Annotated in this window: 21 protein-coding genes; 10 read left to right on the forward strand and 11 right to left on the reverse strand. The window is 74.7% G+C overall.

Translation table 11 applies throughout. The annotated features are described in order from the left end of the window. Positions 1-1,843: condensation domain-containing protein (locus tag ACH4T9_RS19290; RefSeq protein WP_396673068.1), on the forward strand; the 1,843-nt coding region annotated here is incomplete at its 5' end. Between the two features lie 65 nt (positions 1,844-1,908). On the opposite strand, the gene ACH4T9_RS19295 is transcribed toward ACH4T9_RS19290, so the two are convergent. From ACH4T9_RS19295 to ACH4T9_RS19305, 3 genes are all read right to left on the reverse strand, one after another. Continuing rightward, positions 1,909-3,111, reverse strand: coding sequence for a helix-turn-helix domain-containing protein (locus tag ACH4T9_RS19295; RefSeq protein ID WP_396673069.1), 1,203 nt, complete (start codon positions 3,109-3,111; stop codon positions 1,909-1,911). Then, positions 3,098-3,268 (reverse strand): hypothetical protein, encoded by a 171-nt coding sequence (locus tag ACH4T9_RS19300; protein ID WP_396673070.1) that lies wholly within the window; start codon positions 3,266-3,268, stop codon positions 3,098-3,100. Before ACH4T9_RS19300 ends, ACH4T9_RS19295 begins: the two co-directional genes overlap by 14 nt. A gap of 121 nt (positions 3,269-3,389) precedes the next feature. Further along, positions 3,390-4,589 carry a helix-turn-helix domain-containing protein gene (locus ACH4T9_RS19305; protein ID WP_396673071.1) on the reverse strand — a complete coding sequence of 400 codons (1,200 nt, stop codon included), beginning with the start codon at positions 4,587-4,589 and terminating at the stop codon, positions 3,390-3,392. A 391-nt stretch (positions 4,590-4,980) separates the two neighbouring features. On the opposite strand from ACH4T9_RS19305, the gene ACH4T9_RS19310 reads away from it, so the two are divergent. After that, complete coding sequence (locus tag ACH4T9_RS19310) at positions 4,981-5,694, forward strand: VOC family protein (RefSeq protein ID WP_396673072.1); 714 nt, start codon at positions 4,981-4,983, stop codon at positions 5,692-5,694. Between the two features lie 260 nt (positions 5,695-5,954). Here the strand turns inward: ACH4T9_RS19310 and ACH4T9_RS19315 are convergent, their stop codons facing one another. The 3 genes from ACH4T9_RS19315 to ACH4T9_RS19325 are packed head-to-tail and all read right to left on the reverse strand — an operon-like array spanning position 5,955 to position 9,005. After that, entirely contained in the window at positions 5,955-6,671 is a 717-nt protein-coding gene (locus ACH4T9_RS19315; RefSeq protein WP_396673073.1) for an HAD-IA family hydrolase, read from the reverse strand. 37 nt (positions 6,672-6,708) lie between these two features. Next, on the reverse strand, positions 6,709-7,845 hold the full coding sequence (locus ACH4T9_RS19320) for a Gfo/Idh/MocA family protein (protein WP_396673074.1): 1,137 nt from the start codon (positions 7,843-7,845) through the stop codon (positions 6,709-6,711). Then, positions 7,842-9,005, reverse strand: coding sequence for a DegT/DnrJ/EryC1/StrS family aminotransferase (locus tag ACH4T9_RS19325; RefSeq protein WP_396673075.1), 1,164 nt, complete (start codon positions 9,003-9,005; stop codon positions 7,842-7,844). Before ACH4T9_RS19325 ends, ACH4T9_RS19320 begins: the two co-directional genes overlap by 4 nt. A 359-nt stretch (positions 9,006-9,364) precedes the next feature. Here ACH4T9_RS19325 and ACH4T9_RS19330 point away from each other — a divergent pair, with 359 nt between their 5' ends. The 8 genes from ACH4T9_RS19330 to ACH4T9_RS19365 all read left to right on the forward strand — a co-directional run bounded on the left by ACH4T9_RS19330 (position 9,365) and on the right by ACH4T9_RS19365 (position 15,986). Then, positions 9,365-9,796, forward strand: coding sequence for a type II 3-dehydroquinate dehydratase (locus ACH4T9_RS19330; protein ID WP_387024624.1), 432 nt, complete (start codon positions 9,365-9,367; stop codon positions 9,794-9,796). Between the two features lie 99 nt (positions 9,797-9,895). Continuing rightward, complete coding sequence (locus tag ACH4T9_RS19335; RefSeq protein ID WP_396673076.1) at positions 9,896-10,249, forward strand: DoxX family protein; 354 nt, start codon at positions 9,896-9,898, stop codon at positions 10,247-10,249. 6 nt (positions 10,250-10,255) lie between these two features. Beyond that, a complete protein-coding gene (locus tag ACH4T9_RS19340; protein WP_396673077.1) occupies positions 10,256-11,233 on the forward strand; it encodes an ROK family protein in 978 nt (325 codons plus the stop codon). Between the two features lie 39 nt (positions 11,234-11,272). Continuing rightward, entirely contained in the window at positions 11,273-11,527 is a 255-nt protein-coding gene (locus ACH4T9_RS19345; RefSeq protein ID WP_396673078.1) for a hypothetical protein, read from the forward strand. A gap of 4 nt (positions 11,528-11,531) precedes the next feature. Beyond that, the gene (locus tag ACH4T9_RS19350) at positions 11,532-11,798 is read left to right on the forward strand and encodes a TAXI family TRAP transporter solute-binding subunit (protein ID WP_396673425.1); all 267 of its coding nucleotides are present in this window, start codon (positions 11,532-11,534) and stop codon (positions 11,796-11,798) included. A gap of 293 nt (positions 11,799-12,091) precedes the next feature. Further along, the gene (locus ACH4T9_RS19355; protein WP_396673079.1) at positions 12,092-14,506 is read left to right on the forward strand and encodes a nitrate- and nitrite sensing domain-containing protein; all 2,415 of its coding nucleotides are present in this window, start codon (positions 12,092-12,094) and stop codon (positions 14,504-14,506) included. After that, positions 14,503-14,895 (forward strand): roadblock/LC7 domain-containing protein, encoded by a 393-nt coding sequence (locus ACH4T9_RS19360; RefSeq protein ID WP_396673080.1) that lies wholly within the window; start codon positions 14,503-14,505, stop codon positions 14,893-14,895. Before ACH4T9_RS19355 ends, ACH4T9_RS19360 begins: the two co-directional genes overlap by 4 nt. After that, on the forward strand, positions 14,892-15,986 hold the full coding sequence (locus ACH4T9_RS19365; RefSeq protein WP_396673081.1) for a TAXI family TRAP transporter solute-binding subunit: 1,095 nt from the start codon (positions 14,892-14,894) through the stop codon (positions 15,984-15,986). Before ACH4T9_RS19360 ends, ACH4T9_RS19365 begins: the two co-directional genes overlap by 4 nt. 116 nt (positions 15,987-16,102) lie before the next feature. On the opposite strand, the gene ACH4T9_RS19370 is transcribed toward ACH4T9_RS19365, so the two are convergent. The 5 genes from ACH4T9_RS19370 to ACH4T9_RS19390 form a co-directional block, all read right to left on the reverse strand. After that, positions 16,103-16,960 carry a S1 family peptidase gene (locus ACH4T9_RS19370; protein ID WP_396673082.1) on the reverse strand — a complete coding sequence of 286 codons (858 nt, stop codon included), beginning with the start codon at positions 16,958-16,960 and terminating at the stop codon, positions 16,103-16,105. A gap of 204 nt (positions 16,961-17,164) precedes the next feature. Beyond that, positions 17,165-18,967: a hypothetical protein gene (locus tag ACH4T9_RS19375; RefSeq protein WP_396673083.1), complete on the reverse strand. Its 1,803-nt coding sequence runs from the start codon at positions 18,965-18,967 to the stop codon at positions 17,165-17,167. Then, positions 18,964-20,436 (reverse strand): VWA domain-containing protein, encoded by a 1,473-nt coding sequence (locus ACH4T9_RS19380; protein WP_396673084.1) that lies wholly within the window; start codon positions 20,434-20,436, stop codon positions 18,964-18,966. The genes ACH4T9_RS19375 and ACH4T9_RS19380 overlap by 4 nt, the downstream gene beginning before the upstream one ends. Before the next feature lie 70 nt (positions 20,437-20,506). Further along, entirely contained in the window at positions 20,507-22,744 is a 2,238-nt protein-coding gene (locus tag ACH4T9_RS19385) for a tetratricopeptide repeat protein (RefSeq protein ID WP_396673085.1), read from the reverse strand. Beyond that, a complete protein-coding gene (locus ACH4T9_RS19390) occupies positions 22,741-23,853 on the reverse strand; it encodes a hypothetical protein (RefSeq protein ID WP_396673086.1) in 1,113 nt (370 codons plus the stop codon). Before ACH4T9_RS19390 ends, ACH4T9_RS19385 begins: the two co-directional genes overlap by 4 nt. Positions 23,854-23,861: the final 8 nt, after the last annotated feature.

Here is a 23,861-nt window from a genome sequence, read left to right on the forward strand (position 1 = left end):
ACTCGGCGAAATCGAAACCACCCTCGAACAACACCCCCACGTCAACACCGCAGTCGTCATCCGCCACGAACACCAAAACACCGCACGCCTCATCGGCTACATCACCGCCCGCAACGGCCACACCCCAACCGTCAATGACCTACGCCAACACGCCGCCACCCTGCTGCCCTCATACATGGTCCCCGCCGTCATCATGATCCTCGACCGGTTCCCCCTCGGCGGCACCGGAAAAATCAACCGACGGGCACTACCGGAACCGGGATCTCAGCGTCCGGACCTCGGCGTCGACTACGTGGCACCCGCCACCAACGAACAACACCTCATCACCGACATATTCGCCACCATCCTCGGCATCAACCCCATCGGCACCCACGACAACTTCTTCCACCTCGGCGGCACCTCCCTACAATCCGCCACCCTCGCCACCACCATCGACCACACCACCAACACCCTCATCCCCGTATCCCAAATCCACCGCACCCCCACACCACACCAACTCGCCCACTGGCTCACCACCGCACCCCGCCGCCCCACCGTCGAACCGGAGCCACCCGTCACCGGACGCCCCGGCCCGGCCAAGCCCGTCTCGCTGGCCCTGTCCGTCGGCAAGTTCGTCTGGCTCCCGCTCGACCTGGTCTGCCCGACCACCTGGTGGATCGAGGGCGAGTTGGACCCCCGAGCGTTGATGACCGCCCTGGCAGACGTCCACAAGCGGCACGAGGCCCTGCGCGCACGCTACCGGCGCGTCGACCCACCGGTCGCCATCCTCCCCCCGAACCCCGGCATGCCCCAGCTCCGCCTACTCACCGACGCCACCACCGAACAAAACGCACTCGACCAACTCACCGAAGCACTACAACAACCCCTCGACTACACCCAAGGCCGCAACTGGCGCGCCGCCCTCATTCGCGAAAAATCCACCAACCGCATCCTCCTCGGCATCGGCATCCACCACATCGCCTTCGACGGCTGGTCCCACACCCTCCTCACCCACGACCTCAGCCACGCCTACACCGCCCGACTGGCAGGCAAAACCCCAGAATGGGACCGACCCGCACCCACACTGCGCCAGTTCTACGACGAGCACACCCGCCTGCGGGACGCCGCCGACCTCGACGCGCAGCGGGCCTACTGGCGCGAGCAACTGCGCGGGCTCTCCCGCCAGGGCGAGGGCCGACCCCAGGAGCTGCTGGTGGAGACCCCGATGTGGGGCCCCAAGGCCGGACACATCGTCACCGTCACCCCCGACGTGATGGAGCGCTGGGACCGCGCCGCCCGCGAACACCGGTTCAGCCGCTCCACCTACTTCGCCGCCGCCTACGCCTCCGCGCTCCGCGCCATCCACCAGCAGGACGACATCGCCATGCTGATGATCGTCGCCCAGCGCGGCAGCCGGATCCTCGACTCCACCTTCACGAGCCGGATCAGCTCCAACTGCCTCCGGGTCCGGTTCGACGGGCCGGAGAAGAACCTGATCCGGGCCGTCCAGCGGACCGTCGACGAGCTGATGGCCGCCCAGGACGTGTCCTTCCTGGAGATGACCACCGACCCGGCCCTCGACATGTCCCGCGAGGTGGCCAACAGCCTGCCCTCCTTCGCCTACCAGGACAACGTCGTGCTCCCCCTGGAGCTGCCCGGCTGCCGGGCCGAGGAGATCGTCGAGCCGTACGCCCGGGAGTGGTCGGGCGCGTGCCTCGCCGAGGTGCTGCCCGGCAACGGGGACACCCTCCTGCGCGTCACCGTCCGCACCGACCTGGTCCCTGCCTCCGTCGCCGAGATGCTGGCCACCGAGATGCTGCGCTTCCTCGAAGCCGGCCCCGAGGGCGTCGACCAGGCGCACTGAGAGGTCCGGCCGGACGCCATCGTCACGCCGACGTTGGCGGGCCCCGGCGCAGGGCGGCGGCTTCGTCACCGGGTCAGCCCGACCGCCGTCGCCAGGTGCGCCACGCCGGCCGGCATCGGGCCGCCGCGCGCCACGTCGGCGATCACCGTACGCGCCAGCGGCCGGCACCGGACCTCCGCAGGTGCGGTCCGGTCGGCGTCGACCAGGGCGCGGCCCGCCCGCAGCAGGTCACCGACATGCAGGTACGCCCGCGCGGCGTCGACCAGGTGCGCGGCCCGGTGCTCGACCGGCAGCCGCCCCCACCCACCTCGGCTGGTCACCTTCTCGTGCCGGGTGACCGCCTCGCCGCCGTCACCCAGCTCGACCGCCACCGCTACCCGCGCCAACTCCACGACGGTCGGCCCAAAGACGGCCCCCTGATGATCCCGGGCGTCCTCGACCCGCTCGGCGGTCTCCGCCGCCTGGTCGATCAACTCCCCCGCGCTCCTCGCATCACCGCAGGCAGCGGCGGCAAGTGCGGCCTCCACCAGCAGCGACCCGCACAGGGCCAGCCCCGGCGGCGGGCCTTCGTACGGCACCGCCGGCGCGACGCGGTGCGCGGCGGCGATCGTCGCCGCCATCGCCAACCGACCCCGCCCCGACGCGCGCAGCGCCTGGCCGAGCGGCACCGCGGCGACCGCCGCCAGCAGCGGGTCACCGCCGGCCACCGCCATCGCTCGGTCGGCGGCCAGCCACGCCAACTCGGCCTCGCCCAGCTTCACCAGCACCGACGCCATGGTCCGGTACACCCGCACCAGCAGACCGGCCGCCTCAGCCCCGGTGTCGGCGGCATGGGCGCGCTGGGCGTCACCGAGCAGGTCCGGCAGCATCCGCACCAACTGCGGATAGTCCGCGTGCTCGTACGTCAGCCACGCATGCTCCACCCGCCGCCCCAGTTCAACCGCCGGCAGGATCAGCCGGTCACAGGGCCACAGTCCCAGCACGTCGTAGCGGGCGAGCGCGGCCCGCACCCCGTCCACACCATCGCCGGCACCCTTGGACGCCGCCGGCCGCGCGTCCCCACCGACCAGCACCGACGCGTCCACCCAAAGAACCTCGGCGATGTCCCGGATGACGGTGAACCGGTCCAGCGCGCGGACACCCCGCTCGACCTTGTCCACCCAACTCTTCGACTTGCCCAGCCGGTCGGCGAGCATCTGCTGCGTCAACCCGCGACGCGCCCGCCACTGGGCCACCCGCCGGCCTATCGGCAGCTCAACCCTGTCCACGACGCCACCGCCGGTCAGGCATCGCCCGCGTGGTCTCCTCCACCGGTATCCGATCCGCCTCGGCCTGCGCCAGAATCCGCCGCTTCGCCGCCTCCCGCTCCTCCGCCTCCAATTGCTCGCCCCGACTCACCGCCGGCTCGTCGCCACGACCCTGCATCCCTACCTCCGTTGCAGGGGCGCGGCGGCAAGCTCATGGAAGGACCGTCACCGCCGCACCCAGCCGAAGAGAGGCATCCGCCTCCCCGAACGGACGCTAGGGCAAATCGGTTATGGCACGATTACCTGCGGTTATGGCAGCAGGTTGATGCCATCCGACCGGCCAGCACCCGTAGCTCGTCCGGGATTGCGCGGCGCTTCGCTCGCTGTGCCATCGCCACAACAGCATCCTGGGCGAGGGGGTTCAGGGCGAATGGCACCGGCGCGGCCTGCTCAGCCTGCACGAACGCGGCCAGCGCTTCAGCATCCCGGCGGCCAGTGTCGGCCAGCGCGCGCCCGAGGTCGAGCCAGTAGGACTGCTGACGGATCGACGCCACGAGCACCTGCGGCCGAACCGTCCGGGACAGCTCGATCACCCGGCCGGCCTCACCCGACTCCGCCGCGATGGACATCTCCCACAGCTTCACATTGGTCGGCCCGAACCCACAGCCGTTGAAGCCGCCCCCGTCGGGCGGGTCTCCGAGGGTTGCTGCCTCGCGGGCCGCCTCGCCTAGATGGTCCCGCGCGACGTCCAGACGACCGCTCACGGTCGAGGTCAGCGCCGCCGAGAGGTGGAGTTGGCCGAGCATCTGTCGGACCCGCTCGTCGGCGGCCCCGGACTGGAGCCCGGCCAGCGACCGGTCGGCGGACCGGGCCGCGAGTGGCGCGGATTCGATCGGCAGGCTCTGCGCGTACGCGAACCGGGCCGCCCCGATCCACGCCGAATCCTCGACTTGCTCGGCAGCCGACACCGCCACCCGGGCTGCGTTGAGCGCCAGATGCCGGTAGCCGAGGTGCCGTAGGCACGTCGAAGCCTGGTAGGCCACCTGGGCGAGCACGGTGCCGCCGACAGCAGCGGCGTCGAGCAGGAGGCCGGGAAGTAGCCGGGCCATCGCCGGATAGTTCGATCGGGTACGGAGCTGATCGCTACGGGAGATGTCCACGGCCAACTCGTCCCTGCCACGGGTCGGCGGCCGGCGCTCACCATCCTCGACCTCGATCAGCGCGGACCAGATCGCCGGGACGCACTCCGCCGCCCTGTCCCGTGCCGGGTCGCCGGGTTCCGTGCCCTGGCCGAGCAGGTCCGCCACCGTGACCTGGAGAGCGGCGGCAATGGCGACCAGGGTGGATCGACGGTCGATGTTCTTGCGGCCGGACTCGACCTGCGAGATGTAGGACTGACTGACACCCGCGAGCCCCGCGAGGACGGCCTGGGTAATCCCGCTGCGACGGACCCGCCAGTAACGGATGCGGGCACCGATGGTGTCCACTTTCTTGGGCATTCCTTCGCCTACTTCCCAGGTGGAGGGCTGGGACAACGCCCGCCGGCCGCTACCCGGGCGGACCCGTTGAACGGTACACCGCACAGTTTCGGCGGCCTCACGCTCGGCAATGGACCCACATCACGCCGTTGCGCCTGCCCGACGTGCGACGGAGCAGCCGTGGCTCGGCAGCCGGCATGGCGGCGGGGCTCGCCGCCCAGCGAGCCGCATCCGCACCGCGTTCCGACGCCGTACCGGAAGTGCCACCTCCACCGGATCAGTGAACGACTCCGGCCCAGAAATCCGCTGACCATCAGCCCGACTTGCGCCACCTCGGACGATCGGTCGGCTGCGTACGATGATCGGCTATTCCTATGTGCGCGCGTCTGCTCACGACGGCTATCAAGTACGGATGACCAACGAAGTAGCCGTTCCTCTGTTGCCCTGCGCCTCCATCGAGGAGATCGCCGCCTTCTACCAGGTGCTCGGTTTCCACACCACCTACCAGCAGCGCAAACCCAACCCGTACGTGGCGTTGCAACGCGAGGACTTACATCTCCACTTCTTCGAGATCGCGGGGTTCGACCCGGAGAATTCCTACGGCTCGTGTCTGGTGTTGACCTCGGACACGGGGGAGCTCTACCGGGCCTTCGCGGCAGGCATGCGGGCCGCGTACGGCAAGGTGCTGGTCTCCGGGACGCCGCGGATGACCAGGCCCCGGGCGCGGAGGAACCAGGACGGGCTGAGCGGGTTCAGCGTCATCGACCCGGGTGGCAACTGGATCCGCGTCACCCAGAACGCGGCTGCCGAACCCCCGTCGGCGCCCACCGGTCGCCTGGCCAAGGCGCTGGCGAATGCCGTCGTGCAGGGCGACTCCAGAGGTGATGCCCGGCAGGCCGCTCGGATCCTGGACAGTGCGCTGGCCCACGTCGAGGCAGGTGACGACCCGGTCGCGTTGGTGGAGGTTCTCGTCTACCGCGCCGAGGTTGCGATGGTGCTGCACGACCCGGCCACGGCAGCCGAGATGCTGGCCCGCGTCGACCGTGTTGCCCTGAGCCCGGACGAAGCCCGACGGGCGGCTGCGGCACTGGAGACCGCAGCCGACCTGGCGGTAGCGCTGACCTAGAACCTGGTCGACGCCGGCCTACCTTACGGGTAGGAGGCCACGCTTTCCGGGATCGAGCACGATCTTGCACGGCTGGCCGGTCACCGGCGGTTTCCGGGAGGCCGCCCGGCCCCGGAGAGCGCTCCGGAACTGGTAGATGTCCGCTCATCGTCCAGGGCAGCGGTCGGTTTCGGCTGGTGGCGATCGTGCTTGCCTGCCGCCGGAGACGTGGCCGTGCGTCTCCCGCACTCCGACACACGCCCCAGCCGCAACCGCGCGGGTCAGAGGGCGAGGGCCGCCGGGCAGTGGGCCAGCAGGTCGCCCGGGGCGTGCGCGACCACGTCCGGCCCTGCGGCGAGCAGGGCGGCGATGTCGCCGCCATGCCAGGTGGTGGCGACCGTGGTGGCGCCGGCGTCCCGGCCGCTGAGCAGGTCGATCACCGCGTCGCCGACCATCATGGCCTGGGCCGGCGGCACGTCGAGATGGCCGAGCGCCTGGAGCACGATGTCCGGGGCGGGCTTCGGGCGGGCCACCTCGTCGGAGCCGATCACCTGGTCGAACAGGCTCAGCACGCCGAGCGTGTCGAGCAGCGAGCGGGCCCGGGGGCCGCTCTTGCCGGTGGCGATGGCCATCCGGATGCCCCGGACGTGCAACTCCTCCAGGGTCTCCCGGACGCCGGGGAACAGCGGCACCAGGTGCGCCATCCGGTAGCTCTCCCGGACGAAGGGCTCCTCCATCTCCAGCGGCAGCCCCATCAGCCGCATGATGTCCGGGAAGTACCGGCCCATGTGCCGGTTGTACTCCTCGAACGGCGCGGGTCCGTCGCCCACCACCTCCGCGTACGCGATGCTGAACGCCTCGCGCATGACGGCCGAGCTGTCGACGATGACACCGTCGAGGTCGAACACCACCGCGCGGATCGGGCCCCGGCCGGGCGCCGGGAGGGGCACGGCGACGGCCGGGAGGGGCACGTCGACGATGGACGGTGATTGGCTCATGGCTGCTCCCCGGAGCGAGTGAGGTCGCCGGTGGTTCTCACCGGTCGCGATGGCCCGCCAGCGCGTGTTCCCGCTCCGGCTCGGTGGGCCGGGCGGAACAGTAGATCCGTTCGATGATGTCGATGGTCCGACGGGCCTCGGCGGCGGCCACTCCCCGGCTGGCCGGGTCGGCGAGCAGCCCGGGCAGGGCGTCGAGCTGGCGGTCGTACTCGGTGCCGATCGGTTCGGCGGGCACCGGCAGTGGGACGGTCTCGCCGTCGCGGGTGCGGGTGAGCACCGGCGTGGGCTCCCGGTTCGGGCTGAACCCGAACGTGCAGCTCAGGGTGGCCGACCCGGCGATGCCCTGCACGGTGATGGTGGTGCGGTCCAGGGCCTCGTGCGACGCCCAGCAGGCGTGCAGGGCGACCGAGGCGCCGCCGTCGGTGAGCAGGAACCCCCGGGCGGTGTCCTCGACGTCGCCGCGGGACCGGCCGCCGGTCCCGGCCTCGCTGCGCCATGCGGCGTGCGCGGCGCTGTCGTTGACGAAGTCGTCGGAGACGCTGCCGATGGCGTGGCTGACCCGGGTGTCCGGGCCGAGTATCGGCAGGACGGTGTCGAGCAGGTGCCAGCCGAGGTCGACCAGCGCGCCGCCGCCGGAGAGGTCGCGGCGGGTGAACCAGCCGCCCGCGTCGGGCACCCCCCGGGCGCGGACCCAGGCCACGTCGACGTGCCGGACGGGGCCCAGCTCGCCGGCCACCTCCGCCAGCGCCCGGACGTCGGCCCGCCACCGGGCGGCGCTGCCGGCCAGCAGCACCGCGCCGCCGTCGCGCTCCGCGCCGGCGAGCAGCTCCGCCTCGGCGGAGGTGAGGCAGACGGGCTTCTCCAGGAACACCGGTACGCCCCGGCGCAGCAGCCCGGCGGCGACGGTCGCGTGCAGGTGGTTGGGGACGGCCACCACCACCAGGTCGACCGCGCCGACGGGCAGGTCGTCGACGTCGGCGTACGCGAAGGGCACCGCGTGGGTGTCTCGGGCGGCGTTCCGGACGGCCGGCTGCGGGTCGATCAGGGCGGCCACCTCGAAGGCCGGGTGCGCGGCGAGCCGGGGCAGCCAGATCTCCCGCCCGGCCCACCCGAGGCCGGCCACCGCGACCCGGACCGGACGGTCGGGCGCGGCAGCCGGGGGCAGCCCGGTCATTCGGCGAGGATGTCGGCCAGCACGGCGGCGATGTCGTGCATCTGCTGCTCGGTGCCGAGCAGGGTGCGGTGGTGCAGCCAGACGCAGTCGGAGTGGATCTGCTCGACGTTGGGGCAGCGGGCGGCGATCGCCTCGATGCTCTCGTCGGGGGCGCCGGCCTCCCAGAAGCCCTCGCACCGGTAGATGGCCCGGAACGCCACGAACGCCGGGACGCCCCGGGCGATGAGCGCGTCGACCACGGCCCGGCGGCGCTCCAGGGTGATGCCCGGGATCCGGAACATGGCCATGTAGTGCGGGTTGCGGTCGGTGCGCGGGTCGATGCCCTGCGGCACCACGCCGGGGATCTCGGCGAGCAGGCCGGACAGCAGCGGCCAGCGCTGCTCACGCGCCTCGATCTGGCCGTCGAGGCGGGTGAGCTGGGCGCGCAGCACGGCGGCGGTGAACTCGCTCATCCGGTAGTTGGAGCCGGTGGTGCGGTGCAGGTAGTCCCGGTCGGTGCGGGGCCGGCCGCAGCTGTGCACGAGGAAGGCCCGCTCGCGGGTCTCCTCGTCGGGGAAGAGCACCGCGCCGCCCTCACCGGCGGTCATCAGCTTGCCGTTCTGGAAGCTGAACGCGGCCACCGAGCCGAGCGCGCCGGCCCGCTTGCCGTGCCACTGGGCGCCGTGGGCGTGCGCGGCGTCCTGGAGCAGCGCCACTCCGGCGTCGGCGGCGATCTTGTCCAGCGCGTCCATGTCGGCGAACTGGCCGGCCATGTGCACCGGCATGATGACCCTGGTGCGGTCGGTGATCGCGGCGGCGACGGCGGCGGGGTCGACGCAGTAGGTGTCCAGGTCGACGTCGACCGGCACGGCGACCGCGCCGAGGCGCTGCGCGGCGAGCGACGACGAGATGAAGGTGAAGGCGGGGACGATCACCTCGGTGCCGGCCTTGACGCCGAGCACCTCCAGTGCGACCTCCAGGGCGTGGGTGCCGTTGGTGACGGCGAGCGCGTGCGGCGTGCCGTGGTACGCGCCGAACTCCGCCTCGAAGGTGTCGACCTCGCTCCCGCCCATCCGCCACCACTGACCCTGGTCCAGGGCGCGGATCAGGCCGGCTCGTTCCTCGTCACCGAACTGCGGCCACTCGGGGAACTCCGGCACCGTCGACGGCTGACCACTCATGACTTCCCACTTCCCAATCCAGGAGGACCAGCGGTTCCCGACCGTCCCGCGGCGGCTTCGCGCGTCCCGCGGACCCGGGCTCGCCCACCGCGGCGGGCCTGCGCCGGTCGGCCGGTCGAGCGGGGACGCCGCCGTCGGATCGGCCAGCGTCATCGGCTCGCGGTGGACGCTAACCGACCCGGCAGGACGCTCACCTCCCCTAACGGCCCCTACCCACCCCTTAGTTCGACGGCAGGCCGGCGACGGTCGGCGCGGGCGGGGCCGGCGGCGTAGTAAGACTGCGGGGAATCTGTCGCCGGCCCGGCGGGGGCCAGCCACGCGAGGTGGCCGTACCCGGGCTGTTCTCCGCGAGGTGAGCTGTGTCCGATGTGCTGCTGTTGAACGGTCCGAACCTCGGCATCCTCGGCCGACGCGAGCCGGAGATCTACGGCACCGACACCCTCGCCGACATCGAGCGGGCCGTCGGCGAGGAGGTCGCGGCGCGGGGCTGGCGGGTGGTCGCGGTGCAGCACGACTGCGAGGGCGCTCTGGTCCGCACCGTGCAGGAGCACTACGACACGGTGGGCGCGATCGTGAACCCGGGCGCCCTGATGATTGCTGGCTGGAGCCTGCGCGACGCGCTGGCCAACTATCCGCGGCCGTGGATGGAGGTCCACCTGTCCAACGTGTGGGCCCGGGAGAGCTTCCGGCACGACTCGGTGCTCGCCCCGCTGGCCAGCGGGATCATCGTCGGGCTGGGCTCGCTGGGCTACCGGCTGGCCGCCCGCGCGCTGGTCGCCACCGTCGACTGAGGACGGAACCCCCGGCCCGCCGCCGCGCGTACGCGGGCCACCCGGCCGTCCGGCCGATAGGGTCGGCCCGGCTCTGCCCCCTCCGAGAAGGAAGAAAACGTGCAGATTCCCATCATCGTCCTCAGCGTCATCCTGGCCACCGTCTTCGCCGCGCTGGCCTACCCCAAGCTCACCGGCCAGGCCCAGATGCGCGAGCGGATGGCCCACCTCGGCGTCTCCCCCGGGCTCACCAAGGTGATCGGCAACCTGGAGCTGGCCGCGGTCGTCGGCCTGATCTTCGGCCTGTACTGGCCGCCGGCCGGGATCGCGGCGGCGATCGGCCTCACCCTCCAGATGATCGGCGCGGTGATCTTCCACCTCCGCGCCCGGGACCCGATCTCGGTGGCGGCGATGCCGGCCGTGTTCGGGTTGGCGGCAGCCGCGGTCGCGGTGCTGCACGTGCTGCGGGGCTGACCGCCGGTGCCGGAGCGGACCGACGCCGCCGTGCTCGGGGTCGACATCGGGGGCACCAAGGTCGCGTTACGGGCCGAGCGGTGCGCGTCCGCGCCGGGCATCGACCCGGGGCCGGACGAGCAGCTCGGGGCCGCCGCGTCGCGGGCGTACGAGCGGACGCTGACCTGGCCCGCCGGCGGCGACGCCGAAGCGGACGTGGCTGCGCTGGCGGGCGCGGTCGACGCGCTGCGCGCGGAGTCCGGTTGGCGGCTGGCGGCCGTCGGGGTGGCGATGCCCGGCACCACCGACCCGACCGGTCGGGTGACGGTCTGGCCGGGCCGGCCGAGCTGGGCCGGGTTGCGGCTCGACAAGGCGCTGCGCCGGCTCTTCCCCGGCAGCCGGACCGCCTGGGCCGACGACGGTGACCTCGCGGCGCTCGCCGAGGCCCGGCACGTCGGCGCGGACGACGTCGTCTACCTCGGGGTGGGGACCGGGGTGGGCGGGGGCGTGGTGCTCGGCGGACGCCCGCTGCCCGGGGCCGGCCGGGGCTCGCCCGAGGTCGGGCACATGGTCGTCGCCGTCGACGGGCCGCGCTGCGACTGCGGCCGGCACGGCTGCCTCCAGGCGATCGCCTCCGGGCCGGCCACGCTGCGCCGGGCCGCCGCCGGGCGGCGGGCCGCGGTGAGCTTCGCCGAGCTGCGCGACGGGCTGGCGCGGGACCGGCCGTGGGCCCACGACGCGGTCCGGCCGAGTGGTACGGCGCTCGCGGCGGCCGTGGTCAGCCTCGGCGAGCTGGTCGACCCGTCGGTGGCGGTGCTGGGTGGCGGGTTCGCCGCCGGGCTGCCGGGCTTCGTCGGGCTGGTCGAGCGGGAGGTGGCCCGGCTGGCCCGGCCCGGCCGCGCGGCACCGGCCGTGCGGGCCGCCGCCCTGGGCGGGCTCTCCTCGCTGCACGGCGCCGTGGCGCTGGCCCGGAGCCTGACCGTGCCGCCGCCCGCGCACCCCTGAGCCGGCCCGATCACGGGCCGCCGGGTAATCCGCCGCGCCGTGGTCTTCGCGACCCTGCTCGCGGCGGCGCTGTCCTTCCTGGACCGCGCGCACAAGCTCACCCCGGCCCGGCTGGTCGCAGCCCTGGTGGCCGGGGTGCGCGGCGTGCTCGCGGTGGCCGCGGTCTGCCCGGCGGCCGGCTGGTGGCAGACCCTGCGGTACCCGCTGCCGGCGTACCTGGCGCCGATCGCGTTCGTGGTCACCCCGAACGGGCTGGGGCTGCTCTGCGGCGCAGGGCGAGGGCGGCAGCGTTGACGGGCTGTTCTGGTCCGGTGACCTGCCCACGAACGGGCTAACCGACCTGTTCAGGACCTCGGGAGACAAGGTACGGTTCATCGACATCAGCCCGCTGTTGCCGCAGCTGGCGGGGCTGAATCCGGCATACCAGGCGGGGGCGATCGGCAAGGACACCTATCGGACGGCGACCGACGCCCCGACCATCGTGATGCCGAACGTGCTGCTGATCCGCAAGGACCTCGACGCGAACGTCGCCTACGCGGTGACGAAGGTGCTGTTCGAGAAGTAGGACGCCCTCGCCCAGGCCAGCCCCGCCCGCCGCCGGGATCAGCCTGGACACCGCCCGCCGCACCGCCCCGGTGCCACTGCACCGGGGCGCTGCCAGCGCGCTGACCACCCTCGGCGCAAGCTGACCCCCGCAGTCGGGCCCGGCCACCACGCCGGGCCCGGCGCGGTCACACCCACCACCCACGACTACCACCGCTGCCCCATCACCGCCCGGAGGCCCGCGTGCCCCAGCCCGGCACAGCTGACGTACGCCGGCACAACCGCTCCACGGACCGGACCAGTCGGTTGTGGTCGGTGCGGACCCAACTGGTCGCGCCGATCCTGATCGCCACGGTCGGCCTGCTCGTGCTCGGCACCCTGCAGACCCGCACGGCACTGGCCGCCACGGCCGACGCCGAGCGCGCCCGGGTGCTCGCCGGCACCGCCACCGCGACCGTGCGGCTGGTGCACGAGCTGGAACGGGAGCTGGCCGAGACGGTCGCGTTGCGTCAGCGCGGCGGAGCCTCCGGTCGGCAACTCGTCAACGCCCAGCGCCAGCGCGTCGACTCGGCGGCCGGGCGGTACCGGACGGCCCGGGACGACGCCCGACGGGCCGCCCCGGCGCTGGCCGGCGCGCTGGACGGCGCGGACGGCCAGCTCGCCCAGCTCGACGACGCCCGGACCCTCGCGCTGGGGGTCCGCCCCGCCGACCAGCTCTACGTGAGCCTGGTCGACACGCTGCTCGGGGTCGCCGACGCGCTCCCCGCCCAGCTACGTGACACGGACCTGGCGAATTCGGCCCGCGAGGTGGCCGCCGTCGCCGCCCAGGAGCACTTCGCCGCGCTGGAACGGGACCTGCTGCGGGCGATCTTCTCCCGGGGCGCGCTGAAGCCGGGCGAGCTGGCCCGGGTGGCCCAGTTGCGCGGGGCACAGGAGCAGCGGCAGGCCGAGTTCTCCCGGATCGCCAGTCCCGCCTCGTCGGCGACGTACAACCGGCTGTTGGACGGCCAGGACGTGGCGACCGCCCGCCGGATGCGCGACGGCGCGCTGGGCGCGGACGCGGTGCCGGAGGCACTGAGGACCGACGGCGACGCCTGGTACGTGGCGCAGAGCGGGGTGATCCGCCGGTACAACCTGATCAGCCGGGACCTGTCCGAGCAGCTCGACCGGCAGGCGGCCGGGCTGGCCGCCGCGGCCCGGCGGGACGCCCTGGTCAGCGCCGGGATCACCCTGAGCGTGGCGGTGCTCTCCTTCGTCGCTGCCGGGCTGCTCGCGATGCACACCAGCCGCCGGCTGCGCCGGCTGCGGGTGGCCGCGCTGACCATGGCCCACCGGGAGCTGCCCGACCGGATCACCGCCATCGCGGCGGGCGGCCCGGCGGAAGGGCAACCCGGCGGGCCGGATTCCGCGCTGGACCGGACCGCCGGCATCGCCCGGGGGCGCGACGAGATCGCCCAGGTGGCGGACGCGTTCGACACGGTGAACCGGTCGGCGTTGCGGCTGGCCGGGCAGCAGGCGGAGCTACGGGTCGACGTGACCCGGATGGCGGAGGCGCTGGCCCGGCGGATCCGTACCCTGATCACCCGGCAGTTGCGCCTGCTCGACGAGTTCGAGCGGGAGGAGACCGACCCGGACGCGCTGGCCCGGCTCTTCGCCCTCGACCACCTGGCGGCCCGGATGCGCCGCAACGGCGAGAACCTGCTGGTGCTGGCCGGCGGCGAGCCGGGGCGCGGCCAGCACGGCGCGCACCTGATCGCCGACGTGGTGACGGCCGCCGCCGCCGAGATCGAGGAGTACACCCGGGTCGGGGCGGACCTGCCGCCCGTGGCCATCGACGCCTCGGTGGTCGGCAACCTGGTGCACCTGCTGGCCGAACTGTTGGAGAACGCGACGGCCTACTCCCCGCCGCACACGATGGTGGGGGTCGACGGGCGGCGCACCATCGACGGGCTGGTCCTGCGGGTCCACGACCGGGGGATCGGGATCAGCGACAGCCGGCTCGCCGAGATCAACGAACGGCTCGACAGGCCGGGCACCCTGTCCAGCGCCGCAGCGGGCAGCATGGGGCTGCACGTGGTCGCCCACCTGGCCGCCCGGCACCACATCCGGGTGTCGCTGCACAGTGCCGCCGGGGGCACCACGGCCACCGTCGAGATCCCGGAGAGCGCCCTCACCCTGGTGGAGAAGGTGGTGGCCCGGCCGGGTCCGGTGCCGGCCGCCCGGCCGCCGGGGACGCCGTCCTCGCCGGCCACCTGGTTCTCCACCGGCCGTGCCCCCGCCGCGCCGCCTGCCTGGTCGCCCGCCCCGGCCGCCGCCGCGCGACTCACGGCGGTCTCGCCGCCGGTGCGCTCCCAGCAGGCCCCGGCCGTCACGCTGCCCGGGTCCGGGACGCAGCGCCAGCCCGGACCGGCGGCACCGGCCTGGCCCGCCGGGCCCGGGGTCGCCGGCACCGGGTCGACCTGGGGCGGGACGGCAGGCCACGGCGGCACGGGCCACGGCGGGACGACGGCCCCCGGCGGGACGGTCACGCCCGGCGGTGGGGCGCTGCCCCGACGCGCCCGCGGCGGCCAACTCGCGCCCCCGCTGCCCGACCCACAGTCCGCCCGGCGCCAGCCGGACGACCTGCTGGACCCGGAACTGGTCCGGGCCCGGCTCTCCGCGCTGGCCGAGGGCGTCGCGACCGCGATGCGCCACAGCCAACAGAACGACGCCACCAGGAGAACCACATGACACCGCAGCCGAGCACAGGCCTCGACTGGCTGTTGGCCAGCTTCGCCACCCAGGTGCCGGACGTCGCCCACGCCCTCGCGGTCTCCGGCGACGGCCTCAAGCTGGCCGCCTCCCCCGGCCTCTCCACCGACCAGGTCGACCACCTGGCCGCCGTGATCAGCGGCCTGGCGAGCCTCACCGTGGGCGCCGCCCGGTTCATGAACGCCGGCCGGGTACGCCAGCAGATCGTCGACATGGACGGCGGGGTGCTACTGGTGATGGCGGTCGGCGACCGGGCACTGATCGGCGTGCTGGCCGCCCCCGGCTGCGACCTGGGCCAGATCGGCTACGAGACGGCCATGCTGGTGCAGCGGGTGGCCGAGGCCCTCGAACCGGCGGCCCGGTCGTGACCGCCCGCCCGACCCCGCCGAGTCGCGGGCGGGCGGCGACGGCACCGGCCGGACGTGCCGCGACCACCGCGACCGCACCGCCCGGCCCCACCCCGGCGGTGCCGGCACGCCGCCCCGGCGGACCCGGCCGGGTGGCCGCCGCCCTGGTCGCGCTGCTGTCCGTCCTGCTGGCGGCCGGCTGCGGTAACGACGCGGCGCCGCAGCCGGCACCCTGGCACGGCGGGCGGATCTTCCTCGCCACCGGCAACACCACCGGCGTCTACTACCAGCTCGGCGGCGGGTACGCCGATCTGATCAGCCGGTACCTGCCCGGCTACGAGGCGCGCGCCGAGCCGACCGGCGCCTCGGGCGAGAACATCACCCGGGTCACCGGCGGCGACATGGAGATCGCGTTCAGCCTGGCGGACACCGCGGCCGACGCGAACGCCGGGCAGGGCGCGTTCCAGGGCCGGCCGCAGCAGGTGCGCGCGCTGGCCCGCGTCTACCGCAACTACACCCACGTGCTGGTACGCGCCGACGCGAAGATCACCACCCTGTCCGACCTGCGGGGCGGGCGGGTCTCCACAGGCTCCCCCCGGTCGGGCACCGACGTCATCGCCGGCCGGCTGCTCACCGCGGCCGGAATCGACCCGGAGCGGGGCGTCCGCCGGGCCCGGCTCTCCCTGCCGGACACCGCCGCCCGGATGCGGGCCGGCACCCTCGACGCGATGTTCTTCTCCGGCGGGCTGCCCACGCCCGGCATCACCGACCTGCTCGCCGCCGCGCCCGGCAAGTTCCGGTTCCTGCCGATCGCCGACCTGATCGAGCCGCTGACCGCCACGTACGGGCCGGTCTACGCCGCCGCCGACCTGCCGAAGGAGGCGTACGGGACGCCGACGGCGGTGCCGACGGTGACCGTGGCGAACATGATCCTGGTAAGCGCCGACATGCCGGACAAGCTGGCGTACGACCTGACCGCGCTGCTCTTCGCGCACCAGACCGAACTGGGGACGGTGCACCCGGAGGGTCGCAACTTCGACCGGAGCAGCGCGGCCAACACCGACCCGGTCCCGCTGCACCCCGGAGCGTCCCGGTTCTACCAGAACGGTTGACCGGACGGCCGGGACCGGGGCGGCCCGTCGGTGGGCACAGGCCGAACGGCACGGGGCCGGGCGGCTGACCGCGGGAAGCCCGCACTTCGCCGCGGGTGACCGCCCGGCCCGCCGGCTCAGGGGATCGTCACCCCGTACGCGGCCAGGATCTCGTTGATCGGCTGGTAGTAGGTGGTGCCGCCGCTGGTGCAGTTGCCGCTGCCGCCCGAGAGGATGCCGAGGATCCGGCCGCTGCCGGCTACGTAGAGCGGGCCGCCGCTGTCGCCGGGCTCGGCGCAGATGTTGGTGCGGATCAGCCCGGAGACCGAACCCTCGGCGTAGTTGACCGTGGCGTTGAGGGCGGTGATCGTGCCGCACCGCACGCCGGTGGTGGAGCCGCTGCGGCAGACGGCCATGCCGACAACCGGCGTGGCAGTGCCGGTGATGGTCAACGTCCCGGGGTACGTGTAGACGGCGCTCGGGTGCGGGATCGTCGACGAGGTGTAACGGACGATCCCGTAGTCGTTGCCGGGGAAGCTGGTGCCGGTGCGGGTGCCGAGGACCGTCGTGTTGGCGCTGTCGGCGTACCAGGTGGTGGCGATCGACGTGCAGTGGCCGGCGGTGACGAAGTAGTACGTGCTGCCGCTGCGGACGTTGGCGCCCAGCGAGCAGCGGCCTCCGGCGGCGTAGATGGCCTGCCCGCCGGCGATCAGGGTGCTGAGCCGGCCGGGCTCCCGGCGGACCACGGCGTCGGTGCCGGCCAGCCGGGTGCGCAGCGCGGCCAGTTGGCTCTCGCTCACCGTGTCGTCCACCGCGACGGTGGTCCGGCCGGTGGCCGGGTCCACGGCCCACGCGGTGCCGGCCGGAGCGGTGGCGGCCATGGCGATCGACGCGGCGGCGACCGGCGCGGCGGCTGGCGCGGCGGCCCGGGCGACCGCCGGTGGTGCCGCCAGGGGGACGACGAGCAGGAGTGCGAGCAGGGGAAAGCGACGCATTCGAGCCTCCATACATCGGTGACAATGGATTCCCTACAGCATCCGCGCCCCGCCCGCCCCGTTCAATACGCCGAGCCGAGTCGACACACCGAGCCCCCGCCCACCCCCACCCACCCCCACCCGCCCGACGGGCGGGCGGGCGGGCGGGCACCCCGGGATGGTGCTCTTTCGGGGAAAGAGTGGTGTCCCGTCGCGCGATAGCCACTAATTCCCGGAATCAGCGCGGGCGGCGCCGGCCGGCTGCTGACGCCGCCGGGTGGCGAAGAAGAGCGCGGCGGCGCGGCGGACGACGGTGGGTCGGCGCGGGTCGACGGCGACCTCGCGGAGCAGGTCCCGGTTCACCGTGGCGGCGGTCAGCGTGGTGAGCAGCGCGAAGCACTCCTGCCGCACGTCGCGCGCCGGCAGCGGGTCGACGCCGTCGACCGCCGGGCCCGGGCGGGGCGACCAGTGGGTCAGCAGCGCCGCCAGCACGTCCGAGCGGACCACCGGGCCTGCGGCGCCGCCCGCGGCCAGGTAGTGCCCGGCGGCGACCGCCCCGGCCGGGCCCCGCGCCACGTCCTGGAGGAACCCCGGCGCGACCGTGGCCCGACTCATCGCCCACAACCCGACGCCCCGCTGGGGGGTGCTGGTCATCGCCGTGATCCAGCGCTGCGCGCTCCAGTCCCGGGCGAGCGGGCCCGCCGCCAGGTGCTCGACCAGGCCGGGCCAGGTCGCGGCCAGCGTGCCGGAAACCGGGGCCGGCTCGCCCGCCGCACCGGACCGGGCGGCGGGCACGCGGCCGGCCCCGGCGTCGGAGAACAGGCCGGTGGCGAGCAGGACCAACCGCACGTGTCGATCCCAGTCCGGCAGCACCCGGTCCGGTTGGTACGGCGCCTGCCCCGCCGCCCAGTCGACCACCGCCGCCACCGGGTCGACGCCGGTCACCGTGGCAGCCGCCGCCACCTCGACCAGTTCGGTGTGGCGCTCGGTCAGCCAGTCGGCGACCGGCCCGCCCCGCTCCGCCCGGCGCAGCGTGTCGCACGTCGTGTCGAAGCTGGCCCGCCCGCCACCGAGCAGGGCGCCGACGAACCGGTCCAGCAGCACCGCCGGGTCGGCCACCGGGTCCGGGCCCGCCAGCCCGGCCTGCCAGACCGCGGCGGCGATGGTGGCGGTGAGCGGGTTGCGCAGCGCGGGGCGGGCCCGCTGGTGATCGACCCAGCTCAGGAAGCGCCACGCGGCCACCTCGTTCGGAAACCAGCGGTGCGCGAACCGCCCGACGTCCGGGTCGGTGAACGGCGTCAGGTGGTACGCGGCGTACCCGGGGCCCAGGACCGCCAGCTCGTTCTCCGCGAGCTGGCGGGTCGTCACCAGGACCCGCCACGGCCCGGCCCCCGGGGCGGCGCGGGCCAGCGCGGCGAGGCGGTTGAGCACCTCCGCCCGGTCGTCCGGGTCCGCCACCGCGTCGACCCCGTCGACGCAGACCAGCCACGCCCGGTCCGGCGCGGGCTCCCGCGCGAAGTCCAGGCCGGGGACCATGTCGCGGTACGCCTCGGCGAGCGCGGCGGGCAGCGGTTGGTGCACCAGCGCGGTCGCCGGCAGGCCCACCACCACCGGCCCGGGAGGGGTCCGGCGCAACCGGCCCCGCCCGGCGAGCCACCACCGCGCCGAGCTTGCGCACGCCTGCCGGACCAGCGCCGACTTACCGCTGCCCGGCTCGCCGATCAGCAGCACGTGCCCGGGGCCGGTGAGCAGCGACTCGGCGGCGACGGGGCCGACGGCGGGGTCGAGCCGGGAGACGACCCGGCGGGCGACGTACACCTCCGACAGGGGACGGACGTACCCTCCGGCGATCCGGTGCGGGTGGACGATCGCCTCCTCCGACTGGGCCCTCCACAGCGGGCTCAGGGCGGCCCACCAGCCGCGCCCGCGCCGGCCGCGCAGGTGGCGACGGACCGCCAGGATCGCGGCGGCCAGCGCCAGCAGCCCGCTGACCACACTGGCCACCTTGTCGAAGTAGTCCCAGGTCACGCGCCCACCCGGGCCGGCCCGCCCGGCGAGTCGTGGTGGGCGCCGCACCCGCCGCAGTACGGGCGGGTGTGCAGTTCGTTGCAGTGCTCCCACGGCGGCACCCGCTGCTCGGGGGCCGGATGCGGCGGCGGGTCCGACCGCCCCGGGCCGCCCCCCGGCTCGCCGGACACCCAGGAGGACGTCTGCGGCGCGACCGCCGCGGAGTACTGCCAGCGCCGCAGGTCGACGTGGGGCTTGAGGCGTACGTCGCCGGCGGCGGCGTCCCGCACGTCCACGATCCGGTCGAGCTGCCGCAGCTTGTCGTGGTGGCCGCCGGCGTGGGCGAGGGCCACAGCCTGCCCGAGGTGGTGCTCCGCGTCGGTGAGCCGGCCGACGCCGGCCGCCGCCAGCGCCAGCCCCACCTGTTCGGCGTACCCCTGCTGGTGGGTGTAGTGGGCGACGGTCCCGTGCACCCGGGAGAACAGCTCGATCTCGTCGGTCCACTCCACGTCCACGGGCACCTCGGCGGTGTCCGGGGCCGCGTCGACCCGTACGCCCAGCCAACCGATCCGCCGCTGCGCCTGCGGGGTCATCGGGTCCACCTCCAGGGCGACGTGGTAGTCGCGCCGGTCGGCCGGGCTCCACGCCCCGATGGGGAAGTCGGTGGTGAGGTCACCGGCGGCCACGCCCCGGCCGGTGAGGTCGACGATGGTCGGGTACACCTGCTTGACGAAGCGGATCCGGGCCAGCGCGCTGGTGCACACCCGCAGCCGGGCGTCGGCGGCCCGGCGGCTCAGCGCGCGGTCCAGCACCGCCGCGAACTCGGCGGCGAGGCCACCGAGGTCCTCCACCGGTACGACGGGGTTGGCGCCCAGCGCGTCCGCGATGCCGAGCAGCTCCGGGCCGTCCCAGTCGTGCACCCCGTCCGCCGAGCCGATGGCCCGGCAGTCCACGGTGAACCGGTCCACGCAGGCGTCCACGGCCGCCCTCAGCTCGGCGGGCCGTTGGGACTCGTTGCGGCCGTCGGTCAGCAGGATGGCGTGCCCGATCGCGTCGGGCCGGGTTCCGAGCAGGTCCCGGGCCAGCAGCAGCCACTTACCGATGGCGGTGCCGCCGTGCGGCGACGCCCTGCGTACCGCGCGCCGGGCCGCGGCCCGGGTGCCCTCGTCGGCGACCGCGAGCCGCCGCTCGCCGGGGTAGATCATCTCGGCCCCGCTGGTGCCCTCCACCACGGCGAACGCCACCCCGTCGGGCAGCGCGTCGACGGCCGCGAGGGTGGCCGCACGGGCGGCCCGCATCTTGGCCTGCGGCGCACCCATCGAGCCGGAGCAGTCGAGCAGGATCACCTCGGCGAGCCCGTCGTGTCGCGCGTCGCCCCCGGCCGGTCCGGCCCGCACCGCGGCGACGATGTCGACGGTCCCGCCGTCGGCCGGCAGGTACTCGCTGTGGTGGGCGGTCAGGTCGAGCCGCAGCCCGTCCGGTGTCGTCACGCGGGGCTCCTTTCGTCGGGTCCGCCGGCCGGGGGCTGGCCGACCACCGGCTCGCCACGCCTGCCGGGGATCACCACCAGGTCACCGGCCGGTGCGCGTTGGCGAGGTCCACCAGCGCGATCCGCTCCCGCCGGTCGCCGGTGTGCCCGGCCAGGGACCGGCAGGTGCGTTCGAAGACGCGGCGCAGGGTGTCCGGGTCGAGCCGGTGACCGAACAGTCGCCGGTCGGCGTACCGCCCGTCGGCCAGGTCGCTGCCGAGGGCGATCCGCAGGATGTGCGCCTCGACCAGGTCGCGTTCGGCGAACGGGGGCAGCTTCTCCACGACGGCCGCGGCGTCGAGCGCGGCGTCGAGCCGGTGGCCGTCCTCCGGCGCCTCCAGCAGCATCCGTACCGCGCAGGTCGCCGCCACCGTCGAGGCGCGGGACGACTCCGGCACGGTGAGCAGGACGGCGGCGGCGGCACGGGGGCCCTCGGTGACGAACAGGCAGCGGGCCAGCCCGAAGGCGGCGGCGACCACACCCTGATCGGTCTCCCACACCCCCCGGTAGTGCGCGGAGGCCGTCGGGTGGTCGCCGGCGACCTCGCAGGCCACCGCGTACGCCAGGCGCGCGGACACCTCGCCGGGCAGCCACCCGTACACCCGCCCGAACCGGTCCCGGGCGGCGGCGCCGTCGGTGTCCACCAGGGCGGCCAGGCCCTGGTGCCACCACAGTGACCAGCCCCGCCGGTCGTCGGGGATGCCGGCGAGCAGCGGCCCCGCCTCGTCCGCCCGGCCGGCGGCGAGGTACGCCCGCACCATCCGGTAGGTGACCTCGGCGGTGTGCTCGGGCGCGGTGCCGAGCAGGGCGATCAGCTCGGCGGGCTCGGCCTGGCCGAGCGAGGCGAGGAAACCGGCCGCCGGATCGTTGCCGTCGACCAGCGGCATCGGCAGGCCGAGCACGATCTCCACCATGTCGAGGGCGTCGACGTCGGCGTGCAGGGCGAACGCGCACGCCGCCGGGCTGAACAGGGTGGACCGGGTGGGCCGGGGGATGCCGTCGGCGGCCGAGCGCACCTGCCGGCGCACCCCCCTGACCTGCTCGCGCATCTCGGCGGCGGAGCCGAACCGCTCCTCGGGTTCGACGGCGGTGGCCCGGGCCAGCAGCCGCGCGAACGGGTCCAGCGGGGCCGGCAGCGGCAACCGCAGCAGGTCCTGCCCCACCGGCAGGGGACGCAGGTCGGTCGCGCTGGCCGCCAGGGTCAGCGCGGCGAGGGTACGGCCGACCGTGTAGATGTCGGAGCGGACGCTCGGCCCCGCCGGGCCGAGCCGCTGCACCTCGGGGGCCTCGAAGCCGGCCGTGCCCCAGGGCGGGCTGACGGTGTTGTCGATCCGCCGGGCCGCGCCGAAGTCGACGAGCTTGAGCGGGCCGTCCGGGCCGTACCCGCCGATCAGCATGACGTTCTCGGGCTTCAGGTCGCAGTACAACCAGCCCTGGTCGTGCAGGTACTCGAAGGCGTCGAGGATCTGCACCCCGTACCCCAGCGCCTGCGGCACGTCTACGGCCGACGGGCCGCCGTCCGGGCCGATGGTGCGGCGGGCGTCCTCCAGGGTGCCGCCGTTGACGTACTCCATCACCAGGTACCCGACGTCGGAGTCGGACTCGGGGCGCAGCGCGTGGGTGATGGTCACGATGCGGGGGTGGTTGAGCGCGATCAGCGCCTGCCGTTCCCCGACGAACGCCGCCGCCGCCTCCCGGTCCTCGGGGTTGCGCTGTCCCTTCAGCACCCGCCAACTGCCGTCCATGTCCTCGTCGCGGGCGAGGAACACCCAGCCCACGCCGCCGTGCCCCAGGCAGCCTTCGATCCGGTACCGGCCGGCCCGCACGTCGCCCATGGCCAGCGGTGGGGTGAACGAGTAGCGGGAGCCGCAGTTCGGGCAGTACCCGCTGACCCGGGGCACCCTGCGCCGGCACGTCGTCTGCGGGCAGTAGCGGGAGTGCTCGGGCACGACGGCCTGGGACAGCACCGCCTCCAGCGGGTCCCGGGCCCGGGCCGGCGGGATGAGCGCCGGGTTCTCCCACGGCCGGACCCGGGGACGCCACGGCTCGCGGGACTGCACCGGGGCGGGCCGTGGGACGCGGGACGACGGCTGCGGGACCATCGACGAAGGCCGGACCACCGACGGCGGCGGCGGGACCACCGACGACGACGGCGGGTCCGCGCCCGGCGGGCCGCCGTCACACGGGTGGCCCCACAGCCGGCAGAAGCCGTCCTGGTCCACCGTCCCGGGGCAGTTGCGCTCCGCGCAGGAGCGGCTCGTCGGCGTCATCGGGTCACCTCGTTCACGGCCTGCTGGTAGGCGCGGACCGCCCGGCTCGCGGCGGTCACGGCGAAGCGATCGGGGCGCAGCCTGTCCCGCGCCTCGCGGTAGCTCTGCTCCAGGTCGGGGTGCTCGGCCCGGCCCTCGTCGGCGGCGCGCTGCCGGTACGCCTCCAGTCGCCCGCCGAGTTCCAGGTGGCAGCGACCGCGCAGCCGCCGCCGGGCGGTGTCGACCTGGGCGGCGGCCCGGTCGAGGGCGGCCTCCAGTTCGCCGGCCGAGCCCGCCGAGCCGGCGGGCCCGGCCGAGCCCGCCGGGTCGTTGGGCGATGCGGTGCGGGCCGCGGCGGCGCGGGCGAGCAGCCTGTCGACGTCGAGGGCGGCCACCGGGTCGCCGCCGTCACCCAGCCCCTCCCGGGCCGCCTCGGCCGCGAGCTCCCGCAGGCGCTTCACCGACGAGCACAGTCGCCGCTCCCCGGACGTCCGCCGGTCCGGGTCGCCGGGGGCCGGGGCGGGCGCCCGGGGTACGGCGGCGAGGCCGTCCGCGAGGCCGTCCAGCGCGTCGCGCCAGGGGCCGGGGCGGGCGCAGCCCACAGGGTCCGCCGCGGCCTCCCGCTCCAGCCCGGCGAGTACGTCCGGCGCCGTCGCACCCCGGTCGGCCGCGTCGGCCCGGTGTCGCGGGTCCGCGATTTCCTTGCGCAGCCGGTCGAGGTCGGCCTCCACGAATCGCACGGCCGCGCGGTACGCGTCGACGAGCCGGCGGATCGTGGCCCGGCGGTCCCGGGCCGCCGCGACGATCTCGTCGAGGGACAACCGCTCGATCCGGGGCGCCTCCCCCGTGGCGGAGGTGAACGTGACCTCGATCGGGTCGGTGAGCAGCCGGGCGAGGCGGTCGTTCCGCCGCACCGCCGGGTGGGGGCCGTCGTCCATCGGGTCGATGGCCAGCGACAGGCAGCCGAGCACGTGCAGCTCGTCCCAGGCCGCGTTCTCCGTCCCGGCGGTGACGCCGGTGAGCGGGGCGCGGAACTCCCCGGTGATCAGCGCCTGCGCCTCCAGCAGCCACTCGGCGGCCAGGCCGTGCGCGGCCCGTACAGCGTCGAGCCGATCGCCGTCCGGCATCATGCCCAGCC

Origin of the sequence: Micromonospora sp. NPDC020750 (assembly GCF_044334565.1) — a bacterium.
Lineage (GTDB): Bacteria > Actinomycetota > Actinomycetes > Mycobacteriales > Micromonosporaceae > Micromonospora.